At 64.7% G+C, this 22652-nt stretch carries 22 protein-coding genes and 1 tRNA gene; 9 read left to right on the top strand and 14 right to left on the bottom strand.

Annotation, left to right across the window (positions count from 1 at the left end):
• Positions 1–6: 6 nt before the first annotated feature.
• Positions 7–1578 (bottom strand): flavin monoamine oxidase family protein, encoded by a 1572-nt coding sequence (locus EJC47_RS14195; protein WP_126848623.1) that lies wholly within the window; start codon positions 1576–1578, stop codon positions 7–9.
• Between the two features lie 85 nt (positions 1579–1663).
• On the opposite strand from EJC47_RS14195, the gene EJC47_RS14200 reads away from it, so the two are divergent.
• Positions 1664–2572 carry a prephenate/arogenate dehydrogenase family protein gene (locus EJC47_RS14200; protein WP_033967589.1) on the top strand — a complete coding sequence of 303 codons (909 nt, stop codon included), beginning with the start codon at positions 1664–1666 and terminating at the stop codon, positions 2570–2572.
• A 13-nt stretch (positions 2573–2585) separates the two neighbouring features.
• Here EJC47_RS14200 and EJC47_RS14205 read toward each other — a convergent pair whose 3' ends face one another.
• Genes EJC47_RS14205 through ftsE form a run of 4 tightly spaced genes read right to left on the bottom strand, consistent with a single transcriptional unit; the run spans position 2586 to position 5444 of the window.
• Positions 2586–3308 (bottom strand): lysophospholipid acyltransferase family protein, encoded by a 723-nt coding sequence (locus EJC47_RS14205; protein ID WP_126848625.1) that lies wholly within the window; start codon positions 3306–3308, stop codon positions 2586–2588.
• Positions 3305–3841 carry a YdcF family protein gene (locus EJC47_RS14210; RefSeq protein WP_033967547.1) on the bottom strand — a complete coding sequence of 179 codons (537 nt, stop codon included), beginning with the start codon at positions 3839–3841 and terminating at the stop codon, positions 3305–3307. Before EJC47_RS14210 ends, EJC47_RS14205 begins: the two co-directional genes overlap by 4 nt.
• Entirely contained in the window at positions 3838–4731 is an 894-nt protein-coding gene (locus EJC47_RS14215; RefSeq protein ID WP_033967545.1) for a cell division protein FtsX, read from the bottom strand. Before EJC47_RS14215 ends, EJC47_RS14210 begins: the two co-directional genes overlap by 4 nt.
• The gene (ftsE, locus tag EJC47_RS14220; RefSeq protein WP_126848626.1) at positions 4728–5444 is read right to left on the bottom strand and encodes a cell division ATP-binding protein FtsE; all 717 of its coding nucleotides are present in this window, start codon (positions 5442–5444) and stop codon (positions 4728–4730) included. The genes EJC47_RS14215 and ftsE overlap by 4 nt, the downstream gene beginning before the upstream one ends.
• A gap of 177 nt (positions 5445–5621) precedes the next feature.
• Between ftsE and EJC47_RS14225 the strand changes: the two genes are divergently transcribed.
• On the top strand, positions 5622–6338 hold the full coding sequence (locus EJC47_RS14225) for a zinc-ribbon domain-containing protein (protein WP_126848627.1): 717 nt from the start codon (positions 5622–5624) through the stop codon (positions 6336–6338).
• On the opposite strand, the gene EJC47_RS14230 is transcribed toward EJC47_RS14225, so the two are convergent.
• Entirely contained in the window at positions 6310–7686 is a 1377-nt protein-coding gene (locus EJC47_RS14230; protein ID WP_126848628.1) for an MATE family efflux transporter, read from the bottom strand. The two genes, EJC47_RS14225 and EJC47_RS14230, sit on opposite strands and share 29 nt — an antisense overlap.
• A gap of 110 nt (positions 7687–7796) precedes the next feature.
• Between EJC47_RS14230 and EJC47_RS14235 the strand changes: the two genes are divergently transcribed.
• From EJC47_RS14235 to EJC47_RS14245, 3 genes are all read left to right on the top strand, one after another.
• Positions 7797–7883 (top strand) — tRNA-Leu (locus EJC47_RS14235).
• Between the two features lie 128 nt (positions 7884–8011).
• Positions 8012–9076 carry a hypothetical protein gene (locus EJC47_RS14240; protein ID WP_126848629.1) on the top strand — a complete coding sequence of 355 codons (1065 nt, stop codon included), beginning with the start codon at positions 8012–8014 and terminating at the stop codon, positions 9074–9076.
• On the top strand, positions 9073–9384 hold the full coding sequence (locus EJC47_RS14245) for a hypothetical protein (RefSeq protein WP_126848630.1): 312 nt from the start codon (positions 9073–9075) through the stop codon (positions 9382–9384). Before EJC47_RS14240 ends, EJC47_RS14245 begins: the two co-directional genes overlap by 4 nt.
• Before the next feature lie 166 nt (positions 9385–9550).
• Here the strand turns inward: EJC47_RS14245 and EJC47_RS14250 are convergent, their stop codons facing one another.
• The gene (locus tag EJC47_RS14250; protein ID WP_126848631.1) at positions 9551–10798 is read right to left on the bottom strand and encodes a spinster family MFS transporter; all 1248 of its coding nucleotides are present in this window, start codon (positions 10796–10798) and stop codon (positions 9551–9553) included.
• Positions 10799–10876: 78 nt separating this feature from the next.
• Entirely contained in the window at positions 10877–13231 is a 2355-nt protein-coding gene (locus tag EJC47_RS14255; RefSeq protein WP_126848632.1) for a TonB-dependent receptor, read from the bottom strand.
• A 122-nt stretch (positions 13232–13353) separates the two neighbouring features.
• Here EJC47_RS14255 and EJC47_RS14260 point away from each other — a divergent pair, with 122 nt between their 5' ends.
• A complete protein-coding gene (locus tag EJC47_RS14260) occupies positions 13354–14043 on the top strand; it encodes a TetR/AcrR family transcriptional regulator (protein WP_249340889.1) in 690 nt (229 codons plus the stop codon).
• A gap of 128 nt (positions 14044–14171) precedes the next feature.
• Here EJC47_RS14260 and EJC47_RS14265 read toward each other — a convergent pair whose 3' ends face one another.
• The 6 genes from EJC47_RS14265 to EJC47_RS14290 all read right to left on the bottom strand — a co-directional run bounded on the left by EJC47_RS14265 (position 14172) and on the right by EJC47_RS14290 (position 18632).
• Entirely contained in the window at positions 14172–15620 is a 1449-nt protein-coding gene (locus EJC47_RS14265; RefSeq protein WP_126848633.1) for an ammonium transporter, read from the bottom strand.
• 23 nt (positions 15621–15643) lie between these two features.
• Positions 15644–15982 (bottom strand): P-II family nitrogen regulator, encoded by a 339-nt coding sequence (locus EJC47_RS14270; RefSeq protein ID WP_010405890.1) that lies wholly within the window; start codon positions 15980–15982, stop codon positions 15644–15646.
• A gap of 139 nt (positions 15983–16121) precedes the next feature.
• Entirely contained in the window at positions 16122–16331 is a 210-nt protein-coding gene (locus EJC47_RS14275) for a putative signal transducing protein (RefSeq protein WP_033967542.1), read from the bottom strand.
• Positions 16332–16338: 7 nt separating this feature from the next.
• Positions 16339–16905 carry a pyridoxamine 5'-phosphate oxidase family protein gene (locus tag EJC47_RS14280; RefSeq protein WP_126848634.1) on the bottom strand — a complete coding sequence of 189 codons (567 nt, stop codon included), beginning with the start codon at positions 16903–16905 and terminating at the stop codon, positions 16339–16341.
• Between the two features lie 44 nt (positions 16906–16949).
• Positions 16950–18380 (bottom strand): metalloprotease TldD, encoded by a 1431-nt coding sequence (tldD, locus tag EJC47_RS14285; protein WP_126848635.1) that lies wholly within the window; start codon positions 18378–18380, stop codon positions 16950–16952.
• Between the two features lie 18 nt (positions 18381–18398).
• Positions 18399–18632 carry a zinc-finger domain-containing protein gene (locus EJC47_RS14290; protein WP_033967581.1) on the bottom strand — a complete coding sequence of 78 codons (234 nt, stop codon included), beginning with the start codon at positions 18630–18632 and terminating at the stop codon, positions 18399–18401.
• A gap of 92 nt (positions 18633–18724) precedes the next feature.
• Here EJC47_RS14290 and EJC47_RS14295 point away from each other — a divergent pair, with 92 nt between their 5' ends.
• The 3 genes from EJC47_RS14295 (at position 18725) to bla (ending at position 22616) form a co-directional block, all read left to right on the top strand.
• On the top strand, positions 18725–19651 hold the full coding sequence (locus EJC47_RS14295; RefSeq protein ID WP_033967537.1) for an ABC transporter ATP-binding protein: 927 nt from the start codon (positions 18725–18727) through the stop codon (positions 19649–19651).
• 96 nt (positions 19652–19747) lie between these two features.
• Positions 19748–21346, top strand: coding sequence for an L-aspartate oxidase (nadB, locus tag EJC47_RS14300; protein ID WP_033967535.1), 1599 nt, complete (start codon positions 19748–19750; stop codon positions 21344–21346).
• 211 nt (positions 21347–21557) lie between these two features.
• Positions 21558–22616, top strand: a complete 1059-nt coding sequence (gene bla / locus EJC47_RS14305) for a class A beta-lactamase (protein WP_126848636.1) — start codon at positions 21558–21560, stop codon at positions 22614–22616.
• Positions 22617–22652: the final 36 nt, after the last annotated feature.

Raw genomic sequence — 22652 nt, forward strand, 5'->3', positions numbered from 1 at the left:
CGGCGATCAACTCAAGCCTCGCGCATGCGCCCGGCTGGCGATGATCGTCGAGGCGGCAAGCCGACCGGTCTGCGCACTGCCATTCATATAGCCGGGATAGGCGTCGGAAAGATGTTCGCCCGCGAACAAGACAGGGCCGGCCGAAACCGGAGCCTTTACGACCCCGCTTACCTCGGTCCAGATCAGCCGCCCGAAGCGCGTCAATTGGCCCGGCCGGAAATTGACATAAGCGCCCATCGCCATCGGATCGCGATGCCAGTTGGTGCGACGCACGAACGGCCCGGTGGCAGCCAGCATGCCCGGCACGCCGGGCTCCACCTGGACGGCATATTTGGCAGTCAGCGATAAGGGCTCCGGCCGGTCGGCCGCCGCCACCTGCGCGCCGCCCAGGAACCATGTCCACATGTCGCCCGACGCACCGCCGCCGCGCACGCTGCCATCCCAGCCGCTCGCCACTCCGGCCCGCGCGTTGGTTTGCCAGATGTCGCCGCCGCGCCCGACCACCGCATCCCATGGACGCGCGGTCATCCCCGCCTGAACCTTCATGTTCATGCCCAATCCGACCTCGGTAATGAAACGCGTCCACAGCGGCGGCAGGGGAACCTGAAAATCGATGTTGCGCGTGATCGACGCGGGGGTCGTGACGATCACGTTGGCGGCATCGACGGTTTTTCCGTCGGCAAATACCACGCGGACCCCGGCCCCGAACGGATCAATCCGCGTGACGCGGCGATTGAGCTGGATGCGGGCCGACAACCGCGCCGCCATGGCGTCGATCAACGCGCCGCTGCCGCCGGAAATAAGATAGCGTTCGTCGCTGCGTCCAAGAACGTCGATCCGCCGCCCCTTGACCGTCGGCAGGTTGAACACGAGTTCGATTGCGGATGCCTCTCCCGGTTCCACCCCATATTCGGTGCGCGCCGTCGCCTCGATCAGGCGACGGACCCACGGTTCGGGCATCAAATCGGCATGCCGGTCGAGATAGTCGGTAAAGCTCAGCGCATCGAGCTCGGGCCCGACCCGCGCATAATCCTGGTCCATCCGCACCGAATCGGCGTCGATTTGCCCGGCGATACCGCGCAACGCGGCAGCGAGCTTGCTCTGTGGCACCTCCTGGCCATCGGCGAGGATCATCGTGCGGTGCGGCGTGCCCTTGCGGTCGATCAGCGCCAAACCGAATTCTCGGGCGAGCGCATGCATATCGGCATGGTCGGTATTGACCAGCTGCGCGCCTGCCTCGAATGTCGGCTTGCCCGGCTCGCGTGCGGTATAGACCCGCCCGCCCAGCCGCGCGCGCGCTTCATACAGGCGCGCGTCGATCCCGGCGCGGGTGAGGTGCCACAAAGCAGTCAACCCGGCGATGCCGCCGCCGATAATCGCTACGGGGCCCGCGCTCGCCGTCCCCGCATGGCCAGGGGAAGGCAAAGCGGTTGCCGCCCCCGCCGCCGCGAGTGCAGCCAATACCGCACGTCGCGTCTCGCCTGGTCCCCCCGGGATCGGTGCCGACTGCTGTGTGTCGGTAAGATTGGCCCGTCGTGCCATCGCCAAAGCGCGCCAGACCGTTTCACTTCCCCGCATTCCTATCTCCCCACGCGGCCTCCTAGCAGGCCGGACGGACAACGCCAGCTTGCCAATGGAATGAGCATCCGCCATGCGCGACGTCATGCTGCCCTTTGCTCGTGTCACTATCATCGGTATCGGTCTGATCGGCTCGTCGATCGCCCGCGCCGCGCGCGCCGCGATGCCGACGGTCCGGCTGACCGGTTACGATGCCGACGCGGACGTTCGTCTCGTCGCAGACCAGCTCAAGCTGTTCGACGATGTCGCCGATAGCAGCGGCGCTGCGGTGATCGACGCGGACCTTGTCATCCTGTGCGTGCCCGTCGGCGCGATGGGAGCAGCCGCCGCCGAGTTCGCGGCCGATCTGCCTGCCGAAGCCGTGGTCAGCGATGTCGGCAGCTGCAAGGCCGAAGTGCTGCGCGCGCTGACCGAGGCGCTGCCCGGTGCCACGATCATTCCCGCCCACCCCGTCGCGGGGACCGAGCGCAGCGGGCCCGAAGCGGGCTTCGCGACGCTGTTCCACAAACGCTGGTGCATCCTCACCCCGCCCGAGAATGCCGATCCGCTCGCCGTTGAACGCGTTGCCGAATTCTGGCGCAGATTGGGCGCGGAAATCGAGACGATGGCCCCCGACCATCACGACCGCGTGCTCGCCATCACCAGCCATTTGCCCCATTTGATCGCCTATACCATCGTCGGCACGGCATCCGACATGGAGGAAGTTACCCAATCTGAAGTCATCAAATATTCGGCTGGCGGCTTTCGCGATTTCACGCGCATCGCCGCGTCCGATCCGACGATGTGGCGCGACGTGTTCCTCGCCAATCGCGAGGCGGTGCTCGACATGCTACAGCGCTTCTCGGAAGATTTGACCGCGCTGCAACGCGCGATCCGCTGGGGCAAGGGCGACGAATTGTTCGACCTGTTCACCAAGACCCGCGCGGTGCGACGCGGCATCATCGAACAGGGGCAGGACGATCCGGCCCCGGATTTCGGGCGCGCGCACGACTAAAACGCCGGCGTTGCTAGGCCTGCGGCGTGTCCAAGGCGTTGATCGCCGCATGGACGCGCCGCTCGATCTCGGCGCGCGGCAAGCCGGGGGGAATGGGCTCGCCGAACCGGAAGGTCACCACTCCCGGCACTTTCGGGCCGTGTTTGGGCCATATCTGTCCGCTGTTGATCGCCACCGGTACCACCGGGATCTTGAGCATCTGGTATAGCCCGGCGAACCCGGCGCGCAGCGGCGGCTGTTCGCCCGGTGCCACGCGCGTTCCTTCGGGGAAAATCAGGATCGAGCGCTGCTCGGCAAGCGCCGCGCGCGCCTCGCGTAACATGCGCCGCAGTGCGCCCGCCGACGCCTCGCGATCGACCACGATCACCCCGTAGCGCCGCGCCGCCCAGCCCCATACCGGGATATCGGTCAACTCCTGCTTCATCACGATCGCCGGGTTGCGCAGCATTCGCCCCAGCTCAAGTGTTTCATACATCGCCTGGTGCTTGGCGGCATAGAGCACGGGCACCCCGCCGATATGGCCGGGCCCCTTCGTATCCCCGAAACGCGCGCCTTCAATGTTTTGGTGGATACCGAGGATCGTGCGCGTCGCCCAGCCATGGAAGCGGGTCCAGAAATGCGTATGCACCACCATCGCGCGCCAGCCGAACAGCGCCGAAATTGGTGAGGTGAGCACAATCGGCACCGACCCCCCGTAAAACACCAGCATGAACAGCCAATTTCGCAAAGCGTTCACGTGACGGCCCCGATCAGCAAGGCAGCCTTGCGCAGAATGAGCTTATTATATTCGCCGATCAGCACGGCGTAGCGCGGGCTGCTCGGCACGCCATCCCCGAACACGGTCGCGTCCCCATCGAGCGCATTGACCAGTTCGAGCCGCGCCCGCGCCAGATGCCAATCCGAGGTCACCAGCCGCACCGTCTTGTAGCCGTGACTGCGCACCCAGTCCGCCGTCTCGTCGGCGTTGGAGCGGGTATCCACTGCTTCATGGCCCAAATCGACGCAGCACGCGAACAGCGCCGGGCTGACGCGATATTCATGCGCCAGTTCGGCCGGGCGCACTTCCGGCGCGACGCCGCTGATCAGCATGCGCTTGGCCATATGCCCCTGCAGCAGCGTGAGACCGCGATCGATCCGCCCGGCAGACCCCGTCAGCACCACAATTGCATCGGTACGCGGGCCGACAAGCGGTGCCGGCATCGTCGCCAGGAAAACCGCAAACCCAAGCAGCCAGAGCAGCACGAGCAAGCCCAGGACCCGCGCGATCACAAATAGCGTCCGAGCGCACCGAGCACCGCTTGCCGTGCCGCGAGCGTTGCCAGCAGCGCGAACACCAGCGGCAATGCCCCGAGCAGCACCCAATCGCGCGTGCCGAGCGCCAGGCCTCCCAGCAAATCCGAGCCAAGCGTCGTCAATTGCCAGCCAATCAACATCACCACGCCGCCCGCGACGACCGTGCCGAGCACGCCGCCGATCAACGTATCGAGCGCGATCCGGCGCTGGAACAGCCGCGCGACCTGAACATCGGTCGACCCCAGCATGTGCAAGACCTCGATCGTCGCCCGGTGCGTTTCCAGCCCGGCGCGTGCCGCCAGAACCACGACCGCCGCCGTGGCCGTCGCCATCAGCAAGACCAGCCCCGCCGCCAGCAGCGTGACGAGCCCCATGAAACTGCGCACCGGCGACATCCAGCTTTCATGCCGGTCGATCCGTGCGGAGGGCGCGACGCTCAGCACGGCTTCGCGCACGCGTGCCACCGCGGCATCGCTGGCCGCGCCGAGATCGACGTCGATCATCGCCGGGATCGGCAAATCGGGATCGGCACCGTCGGCCCCCAGCCACGGGCGCAGCAAGGTCGTCAGCTTGGCGCGATCGACCGCGACCGCGCGCGTTACCACCGGATCCGCGTGCAGCACGGCGAGCGCGCGCGCTGCCTGGTCGAGCCGCTTGCTCTCCACGGGCTCGACAATCTGCACCGTCAACCGGCCGGCCAATTGCCGGTCGAGCAACGCCGCCGCTCCCAGCGTGCCCAGCCCAAGCGCGGCGGCAAGCACCGTCAGGAACAGCATGATCGCCATGATCCACATCATGGCCCGCGTGCCCCGACTCTCGTCAAGCAAGCGGCGGTCGGCCGCCGATGCAATCATTCGCACGCTCATTCGCTACCGCCGGTGCCGTTGGGCGGGGGAAAGCGCAACGAACCCGTCGGGTCGAGCAAACGCCCGTGGTCCAGCCGCATCATGTGTGCCTTCTGGATGCGCCCGAGCAGGTGGAAATCGTGGGTTGCCACCACGACCGTCGTACCGAGCCGATTGAGCGAGTCGAACAGGTGCAACAATCGTTCCGCCATGTCCGGATCGACGTTGCCGGTCGGTTCGTCGGCAACGAGGATTTCGGGTCGGCCGATCACCGCGCGCGCAATCGCCACGCGCTGCTGCTCGCCGCCCGACAACGTTGGCGGCTTCGCCTCGACCCGGTCGCTGAGGCCGACCCAGGCGAGCATCTCGCGCACGGGTGCCTCGACATCGCTTTCGGGCACGCCCGATACGCGCAGCGGCAAGGCGATATTGTCAAAGGCCGAGAGATGCGGGACGAGCCGGAAATCCTGGAACACCACGCCGATCCGCCGCCGGAAGCCCGGCAGGCGCGATCGCGGCAAGGTCACCGCGTCTTCGCCGAACAGCCGGATGCTGCCGCGCGTCGGACGCTGCGCCAGATAGAGCAGCTTCAACAGCGACGTCTTGCCCGCGCCCGATGCGCCGGTCAGGAAATAAAATGCCCCGGTCGACAGCGTGAAGCTGACGTCGGACAGCGTCTCCTGGCCCGTGCCGTAGCGTAGCCCCACATTTTCGAACTGTACGATATTCGCCATGTGGCGCGTGCTGCTCGCTCTCTTATCAATGCCCTGCGCCTGCATCGCACGATCCGGCGCGCCGCCACAAGCACAGGCATCACGATAGCGTTGCGAAACGCTTGCCTAGCGCGGCCGCGTAGGCTTAGATTCGGGGGATACGTTGCCACAGGGCGGTAACGGGGCCAAAGCCGTATCATGATCCTCGAATGCACCAAGTGCCACACGCGTTACCTCGTCCCGGATTCCGCCATTGGGGCGGATGGGCGGACCGTGCGGTGCGCGAGCTGCAAGCACAGTTGGTTCCAGGCCGGTGCCCCCGTGCTCGATCTGGTTGCGCGGGCGGAAGCTGCGCCGATCGCGCCGCCGCCTGTCGCGCCCCGGATGGAAGCGGAGGTTGAGCGACAACCCGCTCCGCCGCCTGCGGCCGACCCGGCGGCTTCGCCCTATGAAGACTATGATGCGTTCGCGCACGAACCGCCGTTTCGCCCCCGCCGCAACCCGGCGCGGCGCTGGACCGTGGCGGCGATCGCGGCTGGCATCGCCATGCTCGCAGCAGCGGCGCTCGTTTTCTATGCGGACCTTCCCGGGCTGGCGGGCCAGTTGTTTCGCCCGGCGACCGGTACGCCGCTGAAAATCGTCAGCAAGCCGGTCGACCAGCATACCTTCAACGGCAACGAGATTTTCGCGGTCAGCGGCATCGTGCTTAACCCGACCGACACGCGCCAGCCCATCCCCGACATCCGCGCCGACCTGCGCGATGCGCAGAAGCGGATCGTGTTTAGCTGGATCATCCGACCCGAGGCGACCACGCTGCCGCCCAAGGGGCAAGTCCAGTTCAACTCCGCACAAGTCAACGTGCCCGTCAACGCCCAGGAGTTGGTGCTCAGTTTTTCCGGCGAGGCCGCGCACTGAGCCAGGCGAAGCGGCCGCCGTGCAGAATCGCGGCGGCAACCATTCCTAGCCCGGAGGCATAGACCAGCCCAAGCGGTCCGACCCCCGCTTGGACGAACAGCCAACCCGCCCCGCCGGTCACCACGAAGAACGCGACGATGCTGTTCACCCCCGCCGCAATCTGGTCGCCGAGCGACCGCAGCGCATAGACGAACACCACCTGCACGCCGTCGAACAGAATGAACGGTGCCCAGATCGGCAACATCGCCAACGCCACCGCGTGGACGCCAGGTGCCGCCGGAAACGCCGCGACGATCGGCCAGCGCGCCACCACGATCACGATCGCAAGCAGGCCCGTGAACAGCGCCGCCAGCCCGGCCGCGATCACGGTGCGGGGTACCGCCAGCGCGGGCGTCCCCTCGCCCACGGCATTGCCGACGCGCACGCCCGCCGCCGATCCAAGCCCGAGCGCGACCCCAAAGGTAACGTTGTGGACCGAGAAGACGATTTGGAAAGCGTGCGCGGTCACGGGGCCGAAGTCGGTCGACAAGGCGATCAGAATCGAAAAGCCCGCCAGTTCGAGGCCCGAGGCGATCGCGGGCACGATTCCGAAGCGCGCCAGCCGCACAGCACCGGGCACCGCAGCCACCCATGCCCGCCGCGAAAGATCGCGCACGCCGCGCGCCCGCGCATTGTCTGTCGTCCACACTGCCGCCAGCATCGCCACCGCGCCGATCAGCGACGCGCTTGCCGTTGCCGAAGCCGCCCCGACCGCCCCCAAAGCGGGCAGGCCCAAATGCCCGCCCGACCACGCCCAGGCCAGCACCGCGTTGAGCGGGAGAATCGCAAGGTTGACCACCATCACCCGGCGCGGCCGCGAAATTGCCTCCAGAAAGAAGCTCGCCGCGATGATCGTCAACTGGAACGGATAGGACAATGCCATCACCCGCACCACGCGCGCCGCCGGGCCCACCAAAGCTGGCGCGACGCCGATGCCGCCCAACATCGCTTCGGCAAACAGCCCGAAGCCGAGCGCACCAAGCGCGCCCAAGACCAGCGCCAGCACCAGCCCCTCCCGCAGGGTCGCGCCCGTGCGCGGCAGGTCGCCCGCGCCATCGGCGCGCGCGGTGAACACCAACGTGCCCGACAACCACGCCAGCCCCGCGACGATCGTCACGAAGGTCAGCGCCCGACTCGCGCCCAAGGCGGCGACTTGGTCGGTGCCCGTCAAGCCGACCACAACGATGTCGGTGACGCTCAAAATCGTCCAGTTGAGGCTGGTCAGCATCACCGGCCACGCCAGCGTGAGAATACGCCGCGTCTCCGCAACGCATCGGTCGGAGCGACTTGGGAGGGAGGCAACCGGCATCCGCGCCTGCTACGCGCATCATCCCGATTGCGATAGGCATTGCACCGGCCGCGATGCTTTGCTAGGGGCGCTCGCCTACCAGCTGCCGGGCGTGCCCGGTGATGTTACGTGCGGCCGTGGCGGAACTGGTAGACGCGCAACGTTGAGGTCGTTGTGGGCGAAAGCCCGTGGAAGTTCGAGTCTTCTCGGCCGCACCACTTTCTTAGAATCGCATCCCATGGAGGAGTAAGGCGGGGCGGTGGCGGCGTTGACCGGTGCAATTTCCGGTTGACGTGTAGGAAAATGTTGCTCAAATGTTCTCGCCGCATAAAGCAGCGAGGGCGGCATGATTCTGATATCCGATAGCCAGCGACGACGCGCATTTTCGATCTGGCTGCGAACCGGCAGATTGCCGCGCGTAGCCTTCGCGGACGGCATCGAACTCAAATTTAATCCCTGGCACGATCCGGCGGATGGGCGGTTCACCTTTGCGGGCTCGGGGCAGAACTATGGTCGCGACAGGACCAGCCCGATCAGACGGGCCGGTGACCATCGAGCACCGATAGGCAACCGTAGCAAGCCGAAGAAGCCGATTAACGGAGCAGGGCCGAAAGTGGGACCTTCGCCTTCCGGCCGCCTTGGCTCAACGGCGGCCCCACCTAAGCCACAGCATACGCAACCTGGCGCTCAGCGGAACTCTGCCGTCGAATTCGTCAGCGGGGTTGGCGAAGGCCTGTATCATGTCGGGAAAGAGACGGCCGCCGGGGCATATTCCCTTTTCACGACAAACCCTATCACCACGGTTAGCAATACAGCTATCGGTATTGCCGAAACGATCGATTCGGTCCTGGTAGCCGAAAACACGCCCGCGCGGATTCATATCGCTCGCGCGGTCAATACGATTGCACATGCGTCTTCGCGCGACCTTGGCCGTGCCACCGGATCGATCGTTGGCAATGTCGCGCTGGCGGCAGCACCCGGAGCGACGCTGTCGAAGGTGTCCGCCTTGCGCCGTATGCGCGCTGTAACGCCGCGCATTTCCTATGATCCGCCGCAGGTTGGCTGGGTCAAGGAGACCCTTGTTTCCGAAAAGCCTTGGAAAGTTTACAACGACACGGCCACGGGCGCGCGGCCCAGCCAAGCGCCCACACTAACGCGAACCCTTCCGGACGGCTCGAAGCGACCGGTGAAATTTGACGGTGTTCAGGGCGAAACCTTGATCGACAGAAAATGGGCGATCAGGGATTTGCCTCGCGCGCGGGCACAAACCTTGCGGCAGTCCGAAGTTTTAGCACAGCATCGCCTTATCGGTGTGTGGGAAGTTCCTAATGAAAAGCAGTTGCTCGCAGCCAGAAATCTATTGAAAAAATTGAAGGTCACCAACATCAAGGTAAGGGTCGTAAAACCATGATTGCTATTCAGGTCGCCCGCATTATCGCTCACTTTTCTCTGTTTCTCGAACTTACCGATGACGATACGTTGGACCCTGACGAGGCAGTACAGATGATGGAACTACTCGGCGCGGATCTTCAGGCTCTGGACAAGCCATTTTTGCGCGAACTGGTCGACGCCTTTGCGATCATCGCGTCCGAATTTACCGGAGAAGCGCAACAGTTGGTGCGGGATATTCCGTACAGCTGCTATCTCGAAGAAGAATTGGCGGCTGGCGATCCTGTCCGCCTGGCAGAGCTGGAGGCGATCCGCGAAGCGCGGGACTGACCGACAGGCGTGGAAATATGTCGACCGAGAAATTCGCAGCAATTTGTTTGGGTTACTGGTGATCAACGGAAATTTTCCGATGATCTGAGTGCCCAGCTTTGTCCCCTTTGGGGCACAAAGTTCTAACAAGGCTAGGCGGCAGCTCAGCTTGCTCTTGGTAGCCGGTTCACTCCACCCAATCGCGCGTTAGAAACCGGCTGGCGAGCGCCATTAGCGCGCCCGCGACCAGATACAGGCACAGGCCCGTCGCAATCGCATAGCGCAGGGCGTCGGTGCCATAGGCTGGTGCCAAATGGTCCGACAGCGAGCCGATTGCCCAGGAGCCCAGCCCAAGCCCGATCAGATTGTTGATGAGCAGGAAACTGGCCGAGGCGGTCGCGCGCATATGGGCGGGGACGAGATGCTGGACCGCGGTCAGCACCGGCCCGAGCCAGACATAGACCAGCGCCTGTGGCAGCAGGAACAAGGCGAACGCCGCCTGCCACGATCCGGCCAGCACGCCTGCGATGAACAGCGGCGTCCCCACCACATAGCAGATCGCCGGAAACAGCGCGTACCAGCGCCGCCCGCGCGCCCCGAGCCGGTCGCCCAACCATCCCCCCAGCAAAATACCCGCAACGCCACCGCTGAGCAGCAACGCGCCGAAGAACTGCCCGGTCTGGCTCAAGCCCAGACCGTAATTGCGCATGATCATGCTCGGCAGCCAGAAAGCCACGCCATAACCGCACATCGACCCTGCCGCCGCCCCGAAGGCGAGCAGCCAGAAGCTCGGCTTGGCGGCAAGGATGCCGAAGACATGGGTGATCGGCACTTGATCCACCGGTGCCACCGCGCGCGGGCGATCGCGCACGATCCATTTAAACGCAGGCGCAAGCAGCAGCCCCGCCACCCCAACCGCCAGGAACGCGCTGCGCCATTCGACCGTCTGCGCGATATAGCCGCCGAGCAACGCCCCCGCCGCCGCGCCGACCGGGATGCCAAGCGAATAGATCGACAGCGCCCGCGCCCGCGTGTTGGCCGGATAATAATCGCCGATCAGCGCGTAAGAGGGTGCCACCCCGCCCGCTTCGCCGACGCCGACGCCGAGGCGAAAGGCGAACATCTGCCCGAAGCTCTGCGCGGTGCCGCACAATGCGGTGAACACGCTCCACACGCCGAGCGACAGCGCAATCACCCAGGAACGGCTGGTGCGATCCGCCAGCAAGGCGAGCGGGATCGCCAGCGTCGAATAGAGCGCGGCAAAAGCGAGGCCCCCGAGCATACCGAGCTGTGTATCGGTCAGCGCCAATGACGCCTTCACCGGCTGCGCCAGGATGCTCAAAATCTGCCGGTCGAGAAAATTGAAGGTATAGACCAGCAGCAGCATCGCCAGGACGAGCGCGCGGTTTGCCGGGCGGGGGGTGTCGGTGGTCATGTTGCCTGCCCTCAATCGTAAAAAGGGCCGGGCACCCCGCGTCGAGTGCCCGGCCCACCTGTTTGTAACCGCCGCGATTCAGAATTTCGCGGTAATCGTACCGAACACCTGGCGCGGATTGCCGTAAAAGGCGGTGGCGATGCCTTCCTTGCCCAGCGTCGGAACATAAGGGCCATTCGGAACCGGCACGTTCGCGAGATTGATCGGATTCCCAGCCAGATCGGTGCGGATATATTGATAGCCCGAGGTCTTATAGTGCTTGTCGGTGATGTTCTTGGCATGGACGCCGATCGAATAGCGCCCCTTGCCAAAGGTATAGGTCAAATGCGCGTCCCACAGCGCATAGCCCGGCTGGTCGAGGAACGGGCTGGCGGTTTCGAACTGATGCGTCAGGCTGCGATACGACACCGTGGTGGAGGCGTTAACCTTGCCCGGCCCGGCCGGAACCGTGGCACCGAGCGTACCCGATAGCGTCCAGTCCGGCGTGTTCTGGAACACGCGAACATTGGCGACGTCGGTCCCGGTCGGCCCGATGAAGGTTTTGTACTTGGCATCGATATAACCCAGCGTCCCGGCAAGCGTCACGTTCGACCCCGCCCCTGCGAAATCCCGCGCGAGAATCGCGTTCGATTCGAGTTCGACGCCCTTGATCGTCGCCTTGGCGGCGTTGGTGGTGATGCCGCAGAAGGACTGCACGCCACCGATGATGCAGCCGACCGACCCCGGCACCTGCACGTTGCTGTAATCCGAATAGAAGCCGTCGAGCGCGAAGGTCAGGCGCTTTTCGAACAGTGCGCCCTTCCAGCCGATTTCATAGCTCTTCACCACTTCGGGCTTGAACAACAGATAGTTGTAGATTTCCTGATAGCTGCGCACGCCATCCTGATTGACGTCTGGTGCCGAGGTACCAGAACCGCGCGGATCGAAACCGCCGCCTTTGAAGCCTTCCGAGTAAGACGCATACAGCAGATGGTCGGCGGTCGGCTTGAAGCTCAGCGAAGCGCGCGGGGTGAAGCGCTTGAAGTTGGCGGTGCCACGGAAGTCCGTCGATGGTGCGCCGACCAGCGTCGGGCTGCCGCCAAATTCCGAGGTCACGCCGAAATAGCTGGCCTTGAAGACATAGGACTGGCGCTGGTCCCAGGTGTAGCGCCCGCCCAGCGACAGGCTCCATTGCGGCGTGAAATCATAGGTGAAATCGCCGAAGATCGAGCTGGTTTCGGTCCGCACGTCGCCAGCGGTATAGGCGTCAAAATTGGGGAGCGTCGTCGACAGCAGCACGTCGAAACCGGTCGAAGCCTTGGCCCCCAGATAATAGAAGCCGACCAGGCCGTTGAGCTTGTCGCTCTTGTAAGCGAGTTGAAATTCCTGGCTGGTCTGTTCGTTGCGATACACGGCGGGCACATCGACATCGACCGCGGGCAGCGCGTCAAAGTCGATCGGTGTAAAGGAACGATCCTTGCGGAACGCACTGATGCTCTTCAGCGTCAGATGGTCGGTCAGTTCGCCCGTCGCGACCAGCGAAAGCCCGCCCGCCTGGATGTTCTGGCGCGGGTTGTTGAGCCCGGCGCGGGTGTCGAAGGGGTTGGATTGCACCGGCGTCGCGGTCAGCAAGCTGGTGATCAGTCGCGATCCGTTGCGAGCGTTCGATTTATCCTCGGTGTAATCGCCGGTCAGCCGCAGCGACATCCGCCCGTCGGGCGACGCAAACTCGATCGTGCCGCGCCCGGCCCAGACGTTCTTGTTGTAATTGTCGATGTTGAGGTTGGTGTTGCGCCCGAAGCCGTCACGCGTCAGCCGCGCGCCCGACACGCCAATCTTGAACAGCGATCCGACCGGCGTCGACAGGCTGACGATGCCGTCGGCCTGGTTGAACGACCCATAGCTCGCCTTGAAACTCGCCTCGGGCACATCGGCCAGGCGCTTGGTCACATATTTGACCGCGCCGCCAATGGTGTTGCGGCCATAGAGCGTACCCTGCGGCCCGCGCAGCACTTCGATTCGATCGACTTCGTACACATCCAGAACCGCCGCCTGCGGCCGGTTGAGATAGACATCGTCGAGATAGATGCCGATCCCCGCCTCGAAGCCGGGGACCGGATCCTGCTGGCCAACGCCGCGGATGAAGGCGGCGAGCGTGGAATTGGTGCCGCGCGCATCCTTCAGCGTGGTGTTGGGGGTAACGTTCTGGATATCGGTCAGATCGACCACACCCGTCTTTTCGAGTCGGTCGGCGCTGAAGGCGGTCACCGCGATCGGCACATCCAGCAAGGTCTCCGCGCGGCGGCGCGCGGTGACGACGATGTCGCTGTTCTCGGCGACCGCTTCCGGTTCTGCTGGCGTCGGGGTGGTCTGGGCCATGGCAGGCGCGGCGACCATGGCAGCAAGCGCGACGCTGGCATTGAGCAACAGGCGCACGGAATTCAGGCGTGTCATCGGTTTTCCCCTCCTGCGGCGCATCCACATGGCCCGATATGCATCCGGGTTGTGCGCCTGTGCTTCTCGCTTTACTGAAACATGAACCAGGTTTCAACTTGGGATTTGGGGAGGACCATACGATGGCAGCCAAACGTGGCGTGGTGGCAACAGCCGACGCGGCGCAAGCGGGCGATCTGGCCGCGCGCGGCGACGCTGTGCGCCTCGACGACTCGGCAAGCGCCGGCAAGGCACCGCGCACCGAGCGCGGGCGCAAGACGTTGCGCGCCATCCTCGATGCGGCGGCGATCGAATTCGGCGAGCGTGGGTTCCACGAAGCCTCGGTCAGCGGCATCACGCGTCGGGCCGGTGTCGCGCTGGGCAGTTTCTACACCTATTTCGATTCGAAGGACGCCGTATTCCGCGCGCTGGTGCGCGACATGTCGGATCAGGTCCGCGACCGCGTCGCCCCGGCGATTCGCGCAGCACCCGACCAGATCGCGGCGGAACGTGCCGGGCTGCTCGAATTCATCGCCTTTGTGCGCGGGCACAAGGAAATTTACCGCATCATCGACGAAGCCGAATTCGTCGATCCCGAATCCTTCCACCTGCATTATGCGACGACCGCCGAGCGTATCGCGGCACGGCTGAAGGCAGCAGCGGCGCGCGGCGAGATCCGTAGCGACGTGTCCGAAGTCCACGCCTGGGCGGTGATGGGTATGAACGTGTTCCTGGGGTTGCGCTACGGCGTGTGGACCGATGACCTCGCCCCCGAGGCGGTCGCCGACGTGATTGCCGATATGCTGGTCAACGGCCTGGCCGCGCAGCCTTAGCCACCTTCGCCCCTGTCCGGGCCTTCACAAAGAAAAAGGGCCGGTGCGTTGCCGCACCGGCCTTAGGTCGTCCGCAGGAGGAACATGGTTTGGCTGCCGGGCTCCCCCGAACCCGGCAGCCAATCTCTTCAATAGTGGTAAGCGCGTTCGCCATGTTCGGCGATGTCGAGGCCTTCCTGCTCGACATCGGCGCTGACACGCATGCCCCAGGTCTTGTCGATCAGGACGAACAGCACCGCTGCACCGACGCCCGACCAGACCAGCGTCAGACCGACGGCCCAGCATTGGGTGATGACTTGGCCGAGCATGTCATAGCTGCCAGCGACCATGGTGCCGGGCTTGGTCGCGTAGTCGGCGATGCCCTGGCCACCGAGTTTGGGCGAAACCAGGATCCCGGTCGCGATCGCGCCGGTGATGCCGCCGACACAGTGCACGCCGAACACGTCGAGCGAGTCGTCATATTTGAACCACGACTTCACCTTGGCGACGAAGAAGAAGCAGAGCGGCGAGACGATCAGGCCGAGCACGACCGACCCCATCGGCCCGGCATAACCCGAGGCCGGGGTGACCGCGACGAGCCCCGCCACGACACCCGAGGCAGCCCCCAGCAGCGACGGCTTGCCGCGCACGATCTGTTCGACCAGCAGCCAGGACAGGCCAGCAGCGGCGGTGGCGACGAAGGTGTTGATGAAGGCAACCGAGGTGACGCCATTGGCTTCGAGGTTGGAACCGGCGTTGAACCCGAACCAGCCGACCCACAGCAAGCTGGCACCGATCATGGTCATGGTCAGCGAGTGCGGCGGCATCGGCTCCTTGGGGTACCCCAGGCGCTTGCCGAGCAGGATGCACATCACCAGGCCGGTGATACCGGCGTTGATGTGGACGACGGTGCCGCCAGCGAAATCGAGCGCGCCCCACTGGAACAGCTTGCCCGCATCGGCATTCTGCGCGGTCAGTGCGGCTGCGCCCTTAAGCGCCGCCGAAGCAATCGCGTCCGGGCCGCCCCAATACCACACCATGTGCGCGATCGGGAAATAGACCAGCGTCACCCACAAAGCGGTGAACAGCATCAGCGGCGAGAATTTCACCCGCTCCGCCACACTGCCGATGAACAGCGCCGGCGTGATGCAGGCGAAGGTCATCTGGAAGCAGATATAGGCATATTCAGGGACGTAGACCCCGTTGGAGAAGGTCGCTGCCTGGCTGTTCGCGTCGACGCCCATCAGGAACGCCTTGGAGAAGCCGCCGAAATAAGCGCTGCCACCGGTAAAGGTGACCGAATAGCCGTAGGTGACCCAGATCACTGCGACCATGCACACGATCATCAGCACCTGCGTGAGGACGCTGAGCATGTTCTTGGTGCGCACCAGGCCGCCATAGAACAAGGCAAGGCCGGGCACCGACATCATCAGCACCAGCAGCGAGGAAACCAGCAACCAGGCGGTATCGCCCTTGTCGACGGTGGCCTTTGGAATCGGCGAGACGGCCGCCGCCGTGGTCTGCGCCCAGGCCGGGAGCGCGGCGAAGACGGCAGCCCCCGCGAGCGCCGCCAACCCCAATTTGGTCGATGCTTTCATCTTTACCCCCTTAACAGCCCCGCTCACAGCGCGGTCTCATCGGTTTCGCCGGTGCGGATGCGGACCGCCTGCCCGACATCGAGCACGAAAATCTTGCCGTCGCCGATCGCGCCGGTATTGGCCGACGCCTGGATCGCCTCGACGACCTTGTCGGCAAGATCCGCGCCGCAGACGATCTCGATCTTGATCTTGGGCACCATGTTGGTGCTGTATTCCGCACCGCGATAGATTTCGGTCTGGCCCTTCTGGCGGCCGAATCCCTTGACCTCGGTAACGGTCATCCCGGCAACGCCGATTTCGGTGAGCGCTTCGCGCACCTCATCAAGCTTGAAGGGTTTGATGATGGCTATGACGAGCTTCATGCGACAACCGCCCCTGGTTATGGACCCCGAGGGCTTCTACGCAATGACCGTGCCAGAGTTAGAAAGACGCGTTTCCGCGCACAAACGCGTCAGGAAAGATTACCGACGGGTAAATTTTTGTGCAGTCGCGAAGGTCTGCCTAAGAATCGGGCAGCGCTGCGATGATCTGCCGCGCGGCCTCGATATCGTCCGCATCGACCATCACGCGCACGGGGATGAAGAACTGGCTCCCATCCGCAATGCTGGCATTGCCGTCGAGCGCGAACGCCGGAATCCCCTCGGACTCGAGTAGTCCGATCACGATATGCGCTTCGTTGCGCGCAAAGCGGCCCAGCTCCGCCAGACTCATGGGTGAATCACGCGACAGGCAGGTCGAAGGTCGGCAACACCGCCTGCACGCGCACGGGCAGGCCGTCGATGCTCGTCGTGCGATCCGCGATCTTGGCGAGGCGCGCCTCCGGATCTTGCTGGGCGTGATATTTGACCAGCGTGTCGCGCGGACGATCGAGCGTCATATGCGGCACGCCCCATCCGCAACTGGTCTGCACGCTGTCCACCGCGATGTCGAACACCTGCCGCGCACCGGGCAAGCGCGGAAAATGCTGGGCGAGCGCGTCGAACTCCGGCTCCCCCGCAATCACGAAACGCCCGGTGCCATACAGCCGCAAAATCAACGCCGGATTGTCGAACGCGCAGAACATGATGGTGATGCGCCCGTCGGCGGCGAGATGCGCCTGCGTCTCATTGCCCGATCCGCCAAGGTCGAGATAGGCAACGCGATCGGGCCCGAGCACGCGAAAGCTGTCCATGCCCTTGGGGCTGAGGTTGATGCGCGCGCCCTCCGCCGCCGTCGCCACGAAAAACACCGGCTGCCGCGCAATGAAGGCGCGGTGCTTGTCGTCAAGGGCGCGAAAGAACTCCATCGCAACCGCTTAACATAAGCGCATCCCTTTGGCGATGTGCGAGCTCAGACCGCCGTTCCGCCGACCGTCAGCCCCGCGACCAGCAAGGTCGGCTGCCCGACGCCTGCGGGAACGCTCTGACCGCCTTTGCCGCACATGCCGACGCCCTCGTCGAGCGCGAAATCGTTGCCGATCCCTTCGACGCGCGTCAGGCAGGACGGGCCATCGCCGATCAGCGTCGCGCCCTTGATCGGCGCGCCGAGCTTGCCGTTCTCGACCAGATAGGCCTCGGTGCAACTGAACACGAACTTGCCCGAGACGATATCGACTTGTCCGCCGCCGAAGGATTTGGCGAAGATGCCGGTCTTCATGCGGCTGAGCAGTTCGGCCGGATCGTCCTTGCCGCCGCGCATGAAAGTGTTGGTCATGCGCGGCATCGGCGCATGGGCGAAGCTTTCGCGGCGGCCATTGCCGGTCGGGGCCACGCCCATCAGGCGCGCGTTGAGGCGGTCCTGGATATAGCCCTTGAGGATACCGTCCTCGATCAGCACATTTTCCTGCGTCGGCGTGCCTTCATCGTCGATCGACAGCGAACCGCGCCGGTCGGCGATCGATCCGTCATCGACCACCGTCACGCCCGGGGCCGCGACGCGCTCGCCGATGCGGCCCGAAAAGGCGCTGGTGCCCTTGCGGTTGAAATCCCCCTCCAGCCCGTGGCCGATCGCCTCGTGCAGCAGGATGCCCGGCCAGCCCGGCCCGAGCAGCACGGTCATCTCGCCCGCCGGGGCCGCGACCGCATCGAGATTGACCAGCGCCTGCGACAGTGCCTGATCGATCGCGCGGTTCCACGTCGCCGGCTCCATCAGCTCGGTATAGAGATAGCGACCGCCCATGCCGAAAGTACCGGTTTCGCGGCGGCCATTCTGCTCGACGACGATCGACACGTTCAAGCGCACCAGCGGGCGCACGTCGGTCGCGACGAAGCCGTCGGCGCGGACGATCTCGATGACGTTCCAATTGCCCAAGAGCGACACCGACACCTGCGCCACACGCGGATCGCGCGCGCGCGCGGCGGCGTCGATCGTCTGGCAGAGGTTCACCTTGTCGGCGAATGGGATCAGGTCGAGCGGATCGGCGGCTGTATAGAGATGCCGGTTCGTGCTGCGCGGCGGCCCCGCTTTGGGCGCGGACGATGGATCGATCAGCGCCATCGTTTCGCTCGCGCGCCGGATCGCGGCGGCGCTCAGTTCATTGGCGTGCGCAAAGGCGGTCATCTCGCCCGACACCGCGCGCAGGCCAAAGCCCGAATGCGTGTCATAGCTCGCCGTTTTCAGCCGCCCGTCATCGAAGCCGAACGCCTCAGACTTGCGATATTGCAGATACAATTCGCCATCATCGGCCTTGCCGAGCGCAGCGGCAGTCAGCGCCTGCGCCTCCGCCGGATCAAGCTGGCCATCATAATAGAGAAAGGCGCGGGGGTCTGTCGGACTGGTCATTCCGACAATATAGGCGGCTTACAGGCCTGCGCCATCCCCGTGATCGCGCAAGGTCGACGGATCGACACCATCGGCGGGGCCACCGATCAGGACGAAACGCCGGTCGCAATAGCCGCAATCGACATAACCGCTCTCGTCGATTTCGAGGAAAACGCGCGGATGGCCGAGGCTGGCACCGCCGGGAATATCCGACGCGCCATCGCAATGATTGCGGGTGTGGGTGACACGGACGATTTCGGGCGGAGCGATCATGGCGACGCGCATAGCAGCGGTGTCGCGCGTGAACAATCCTCCCCGGCACGGGGAGGATTGAGCTTGGCGCGTGGCGCGCGTAGGGCGAAGCCATGACCGAGGCCGCTATCTCCATCGCGAACCTGTGCAAGACCTATAAGGGCGGCAAGCGCGCGCTCGACGGGGTCTCGTTCGATGTACCGCGTGGGACAATCTTCGGCCTGCTCGGCCCCAATGGTGCGGGCAAATCGACGCTGATCAACATCCTGGCTGGGCTCGTCAACAAGACCAGCGGCAGCGCCTCGATCTGGGGCTTCGATATCGACCAACACCCGCGCAACGCGAAGGTCTCGATCGGCATCGTCAATCAGGAAATCCTGTTCGATCCCTTCTTCTCGCCGTTCGAGACGCTGGAGATCCAGGCCGGGCTGTACGGCGTGCCCAAGGCCAAGCGGCGCTCGATGGAATTGCTGCGCGCGGTGCATCTGGAGGACAAGGCCAATGCCTATGCCCGCACGCTGTCGGGCGGGATGAAGCGGCGGCTGATGGTCGCCAAGGCCATGGTCCACAGCCCGCCCGTGCTGGTGCTGGACGAGCCGACGGCCGGCGTCGATATCGAATTGCGCCAGCAGCTCTGGGCCTATGTCCGCTCGCTCAACGATGCGGGGATCACGGTGGTGCTGACGACGCATTATCTCGAGGAAGCCGAACAATTGTGCGACCGCATCGCCATCATCAACCATGGCAAGGTCATCGCCAACGAGCCGACGCGCGAATTGCTGGCAAAGGCGACCGAGAAGCTGGTCGAGGTGACCGTCGACCGCGACGTTGCCGCACTGCCAACGGCGGCATGTTTCCAGAAGATCGCGCTCAAGGGCACGCGCACGCTCGCCATTACTTATGCCAAGGACCAGGTGAATGCGGGCCAGGTGCTCGCTGCGGTGCAGGCTGATGGATATGGCATCGTCGACGTCTCGACGCGCGAAGCTGATCTGGAGGACGTCTTCCTAAACCTCACGCGGGCATCGAACGCCGCCTAATCCCCTTGTCTTCCCGTTCGGTTCGAGCGTAGTCGAGAACCCTGCGGGCCGCCGCGACAGGTGTCTCGACTGCGCTCGACACGAACGGATTTGCTTTTGCCCCAGACCAACACCTCGGACGTGCTCATCATCGGCTCGGGTGCAGCCGGGCTCACCGCAGCGCTCAACCTCGCTGATCGGTTCAAGGTTACGGTGCTCGCCAAGGGGCGGCTCGACGAAGGCTCGACCGCCTGGGCGCAAGGCGGCATCGCGGCCGTGCTGGAAGAAGGCGACACCTTCGAAAGCCATATCGAAGACACGATGATCGCGGGTGCCGGGCTGAACAACCGTGCGACCGTCGAAATGGTGGTCGAGCGCGCACCCGCTGCGATTGCACGCTTACGCGAACTGGGCGTGCCCTTTGCGACCGAAAGCGAAGAGAATGGCGGCGCGCTGCATTTGACGCGCGAGGGCGGCCATTCGCACCGCCGCATCGTCCATGTTGCCGATGCGACCGGCTGGGCGGTACAGGAGGCGCTACAACGCGCCGCGACCGACCATCCCAACATCACGCTCGTCCCCGACATGGTCGCGATCGACCTTGCCACCAGTCGGCATGAGGAACGCTATTCGGGCGCCGGGCATGTGTGGGGCGTCTATGCCGTCAACCGCGCGACCGGTCGGGTCGAGCTGTACACCGCGCGCGCAACGATCCTCGCAACGGGCGGGGCAGGGCGCACCTATCTGTTTTCGACGGCACCGCGTGGCGCAACCGGGGACGGAATCGCCATGGCGTGGCGCGCGGGCTGCCGTGTTTCCAACATGGAGATGATGCAGTTCCACCCGACCTGCCTCTACAATCTCGACGTCAAGAACTTCCTGATCACCGAGGCGGTGCGCGGCGAGGGCGGGCAATTGCTCATCCCCGACACCGGCTATCGCTTCATGCCCGATTTCGATCCGCGGCTGGAACTGGCCCCGCGCGACATCGTCGCGCGCGCGATCGACCATGAAATCAAGCGCTTGGGGCTCGATTACGTCCATCTCGACATCAGCCATATGGGGCCGGAGTTCATCCACGAGCATTTCCCCAACATCCAGGAAAAGCTGCTCGGCCTCGGCATCGACATGACCACCGACCCGATCCCGGTGGTGCCCGCCCAGCATTACACGTGCGGCGGGGTGGTGGTGGATCTCGACGGTCGCACCGATCTGCCTGGCCTCTATGCTGCGGGCGAATGCAGCGAGAGCGGGCTGCACGGTGCCAACCGGCTTGCCTCCAACAGCCTGCTCGAATGTTTCGTGTTCGGCGAAGCCTGCGCGCAGCATATCAGCGAGCATTGGGACGATTTGCCCCCGCCGCCGGCGATCCGCCCGTGGGACGAAAGCCGCGTCGAGGATTCGGACGAGGAAGTCGTCATCAAGCAGAACTGGACCGAAATCCGCCGCTTCATGTGGAATTATGTCGGGATCGTGCGCACCACCAAGCGGCTGGAACGCGCGCAGCACCGCATCCGCATGCTGACCGACGAGGTCAACGATTATTACGGCCACTTCCGCGTCACGCCCGACCTGATCGAGTTGCGCAACCTGCTGCAGACCGCGGAACTGATCGTGCGTTCGGCGCTGCACCGCAAGGAATCGCGCGGGCTGCATTATACGCTGGATTATCCAAATATGCTGCCCGAAGCGCTCGACACCATTTTGGTGCCCTGAAATCAACGGTCTGGCCGGTTCCCGCTAAAAGCTCGTCTCATCCTGTGGTACAGGCGATTCATCGCACGGTTGCCGCGAAAGGATTCCTCAACCCTATTGTTGCCCTATCATGGGATGTGGGGCTCGGGAGAGAGGGTCTTTCTCGGGACATTGGGGCAAGTAAACGGTGACGCGCATTCTTCCGTATCGATTCCCAAAACCGGCGGCGGCAATGGTGCTCACCGCTGCCCTGTGCGCCTGCGGTCACGATGCCAATGTCCATGTCGCGCGCCTCGCCGCCGCTCCGCCGCTCGCTCCGCTGCCGACCTCTGCGGTGACGGTCCCCATCGCGCCGCGGCCCGTCGCGCCGCCTTCCGCGCTCGTCGCCAATGTCGCGGCGCTGGTGCGGGGCTTTGACGGACGCGTTGGCGTCGCAGTGCGCAGCATCGAGGAAGGCTGGGCAGTGGACACCGGCGGCGAGCAACGCCTGCCGCAGCAAAGCGTCAGCAAATTGTGGGTCGCGATGACCGTGCTCGATTACCGCGATGCCGGGCGCTTGAAACTCGAAGATCCGATCACGCTGACCCGCGACGATCTCACCGTCTTCCATCAGCCGATCGCGGCGCTGATCAAGGGTGAGCAGGGCTATCAGACCACCGTCGGCGAATTGTTGCAACGCGCGCTGACGATGAGCGACAACACCGCCAACGACCGCTTGTTGCGCTATGTCGGCGGGCCCAATGCGGTGCGCGACTTCCTCCAGCGCAAGCGGCTGGGCGACATTCGCTTCGGCCCGGGCGAGCGCCTGCTGCAAAGCCAGACCGCCGGGTTGGTATGGAAACCCGATTTCGCCTTCGGCAACGCCTTTGCGCTCGCCCGCGCGCGTCTCCCGCGCACCGACCGCATCGCCGCCTATGAACGCTATGTTTCCGATCCGCCCGACGGTGCGGCCCCCCGCGCCATTGCGGAGGCACTGGCGCGGCTGAAGCGCGGGGACCTGTTGTCGCGCAGCTCGACCGAGTATCTTCTGGCCACGATGGAATCCTCGCATACCGGCAAGCAGCGCCTGCGCGGCGCGGTGCCAGCCGGGTGGACCTTCGGCCACAAGACCGGCACGGGCCAGGATCTCGCCGGACGCACTGCCGGCTATAACGATGTCGGCCTGCTGATCGCCCCCGATGGCCGCAGCTACGCGATCGCAGTGATGATCGGCGATACGCCCAAGCCGATTCCCGCCCGCCAGGCGCTGATGCAGGCGGTGGTGGCGAGCGTCGTGGCGAATCACGGATAGCCGACACGAAAGCGGGGCTTTGTCCTTGCGAAAGCT

Source organism: Sphingomonas sp. TF3, assembly GCF_003985085.1.
Lineage (GTDB): Bacteria > Pseudomonadota > Alphaproteobacteria > Sphingomonadales > Sphingomonadaceae > Sphingomonas.

Coding starts and splice junctions, on each gene's coding strand:
- tldD (WP_126848635.1), bottom strand. CDS start 18,380: ATGACCAGTCCGACAGACCCCCGCGCCTTTCTCTATTATGATGGCCAG.
- ftsE (WP_126848626.1), bottom strand. CDS start 5,444: ATGGCGAATATCGTACAGTTCGAAAATGTGGGGCTACGCTACGGCACG.
- EJC47_RS14255 (WP_126848632.1), bottom strand. CDS start 13,231: ATGACACGCCTGAATTCCGTGCGCCTGTTGCTCAATGCCAGCGTCGCG.
- EJC47_RS14200 (WP_033967589.1), top strand. CDS start 1,664: ATGCTGCCCTTTGCTCGTGTCACTATCATCGGTATCGGTCTGATCGGC.
- EJC47_RS14265 (WP_126848633.1), bottom strand. CDS start 15,620: ATGAAAGCATCGACCAAATTGGGGTTGGCGGCGCTCGCGGGGGCTGCC.
- EJC47_RS14225 (WP_126848627.1), top strand. CDS start 5,622: ATGATCCTCGAATGCACCAAGTGCCACACGCGTTACCTCGTCCCGGAT.
- EJC47_RS14280 (WP_126848634.1), bottom strand. CDS start 16,905: ATGGAGTTCTTTCGCGCCCTTGACGACAAGCACCGCGCCTTCATTGCG.
- EJC47_RS14240 (WP_126848629.1), top strand. CDS start 8,012: ATGATTCTGATATCCGATAGCCAGCGACGACGCGCATTTTCGATCTGG.
- EJC47_RS14275 (WP_033967542.1), bottom strand. CDS start 16,331: ATGAGTCTGGCGGAGCTGGGCCGCTTTGCGCGCAACGAAGCGCATATC.
- EJC47_RS14230 (WP_126848628.1), bottom strand. CDS start 7,686: ATGCCGGTTGCCTCCCTCCCAAGTCGCTCCGACCGATGCGTTGCGGAG.
- bla (WP_126848636.1), top strand. CDS start 21,558: ATGGTGCTCACCGCTGCCCTGTGCGCCTGCGGTCACGATGCCAATGTC.
- EJC47_RS14245 (WP_126848630.1), top strand. CDS start 9,073: ATGATTGCTATTCAGGTCGCCCGCATTATCGCTCACTTTTCTCTGTTT.
- EJC47_RS14195 (WP_126848623.1), bottom strand. CDS start 1,578: ATGCGGGGAAGTGAAACGGTCTGGCGCGCTTTGGCGATGGCACGACGG.
- EJC47_RS14215 (WP_033967545.1), bottom strand. CDS start 4,731: ATGAGCGTGCGAATGATTGCATCGGCGGCCGACCGCCGCTTGCTTGAC.
- EJC47_RS14250 (WP_126848631.1), bottom strand. CDS start 10,798: ATGACCACCGACACCCCCCGCCCGGCAAACCGCGCGCTCGTCCTGGCG.
- EJC47_RS14270 (WP_010405890.1), bottom strand. CDS start 15,982: ATGAAGCTCGTCATAGCCATCATCAAACCCTTCAAGCTTGATGAGGTG.
- EJC47_RS14260 (WP_249340889.1), top strand. CDS start 13,354: ATGGCAGCCAAACGTGGCGTGGTGGCAACAGCCGACGCGGCGCAAGCG.
- EJC47_RS14295 (WP_033967537.1), top strand. CDS start 18,725: ATGACCGAGGCCGCTATCTCCATCGCGAACCTGTGCAAGACCTATAAG.
- EJC47_RS14290 (WP_033967581.1), bottom strand. CDS start 18,632: ATGATCGCTCCGCCCGAAATCGTCCGTGTCACCCACACCCGCAATCAT.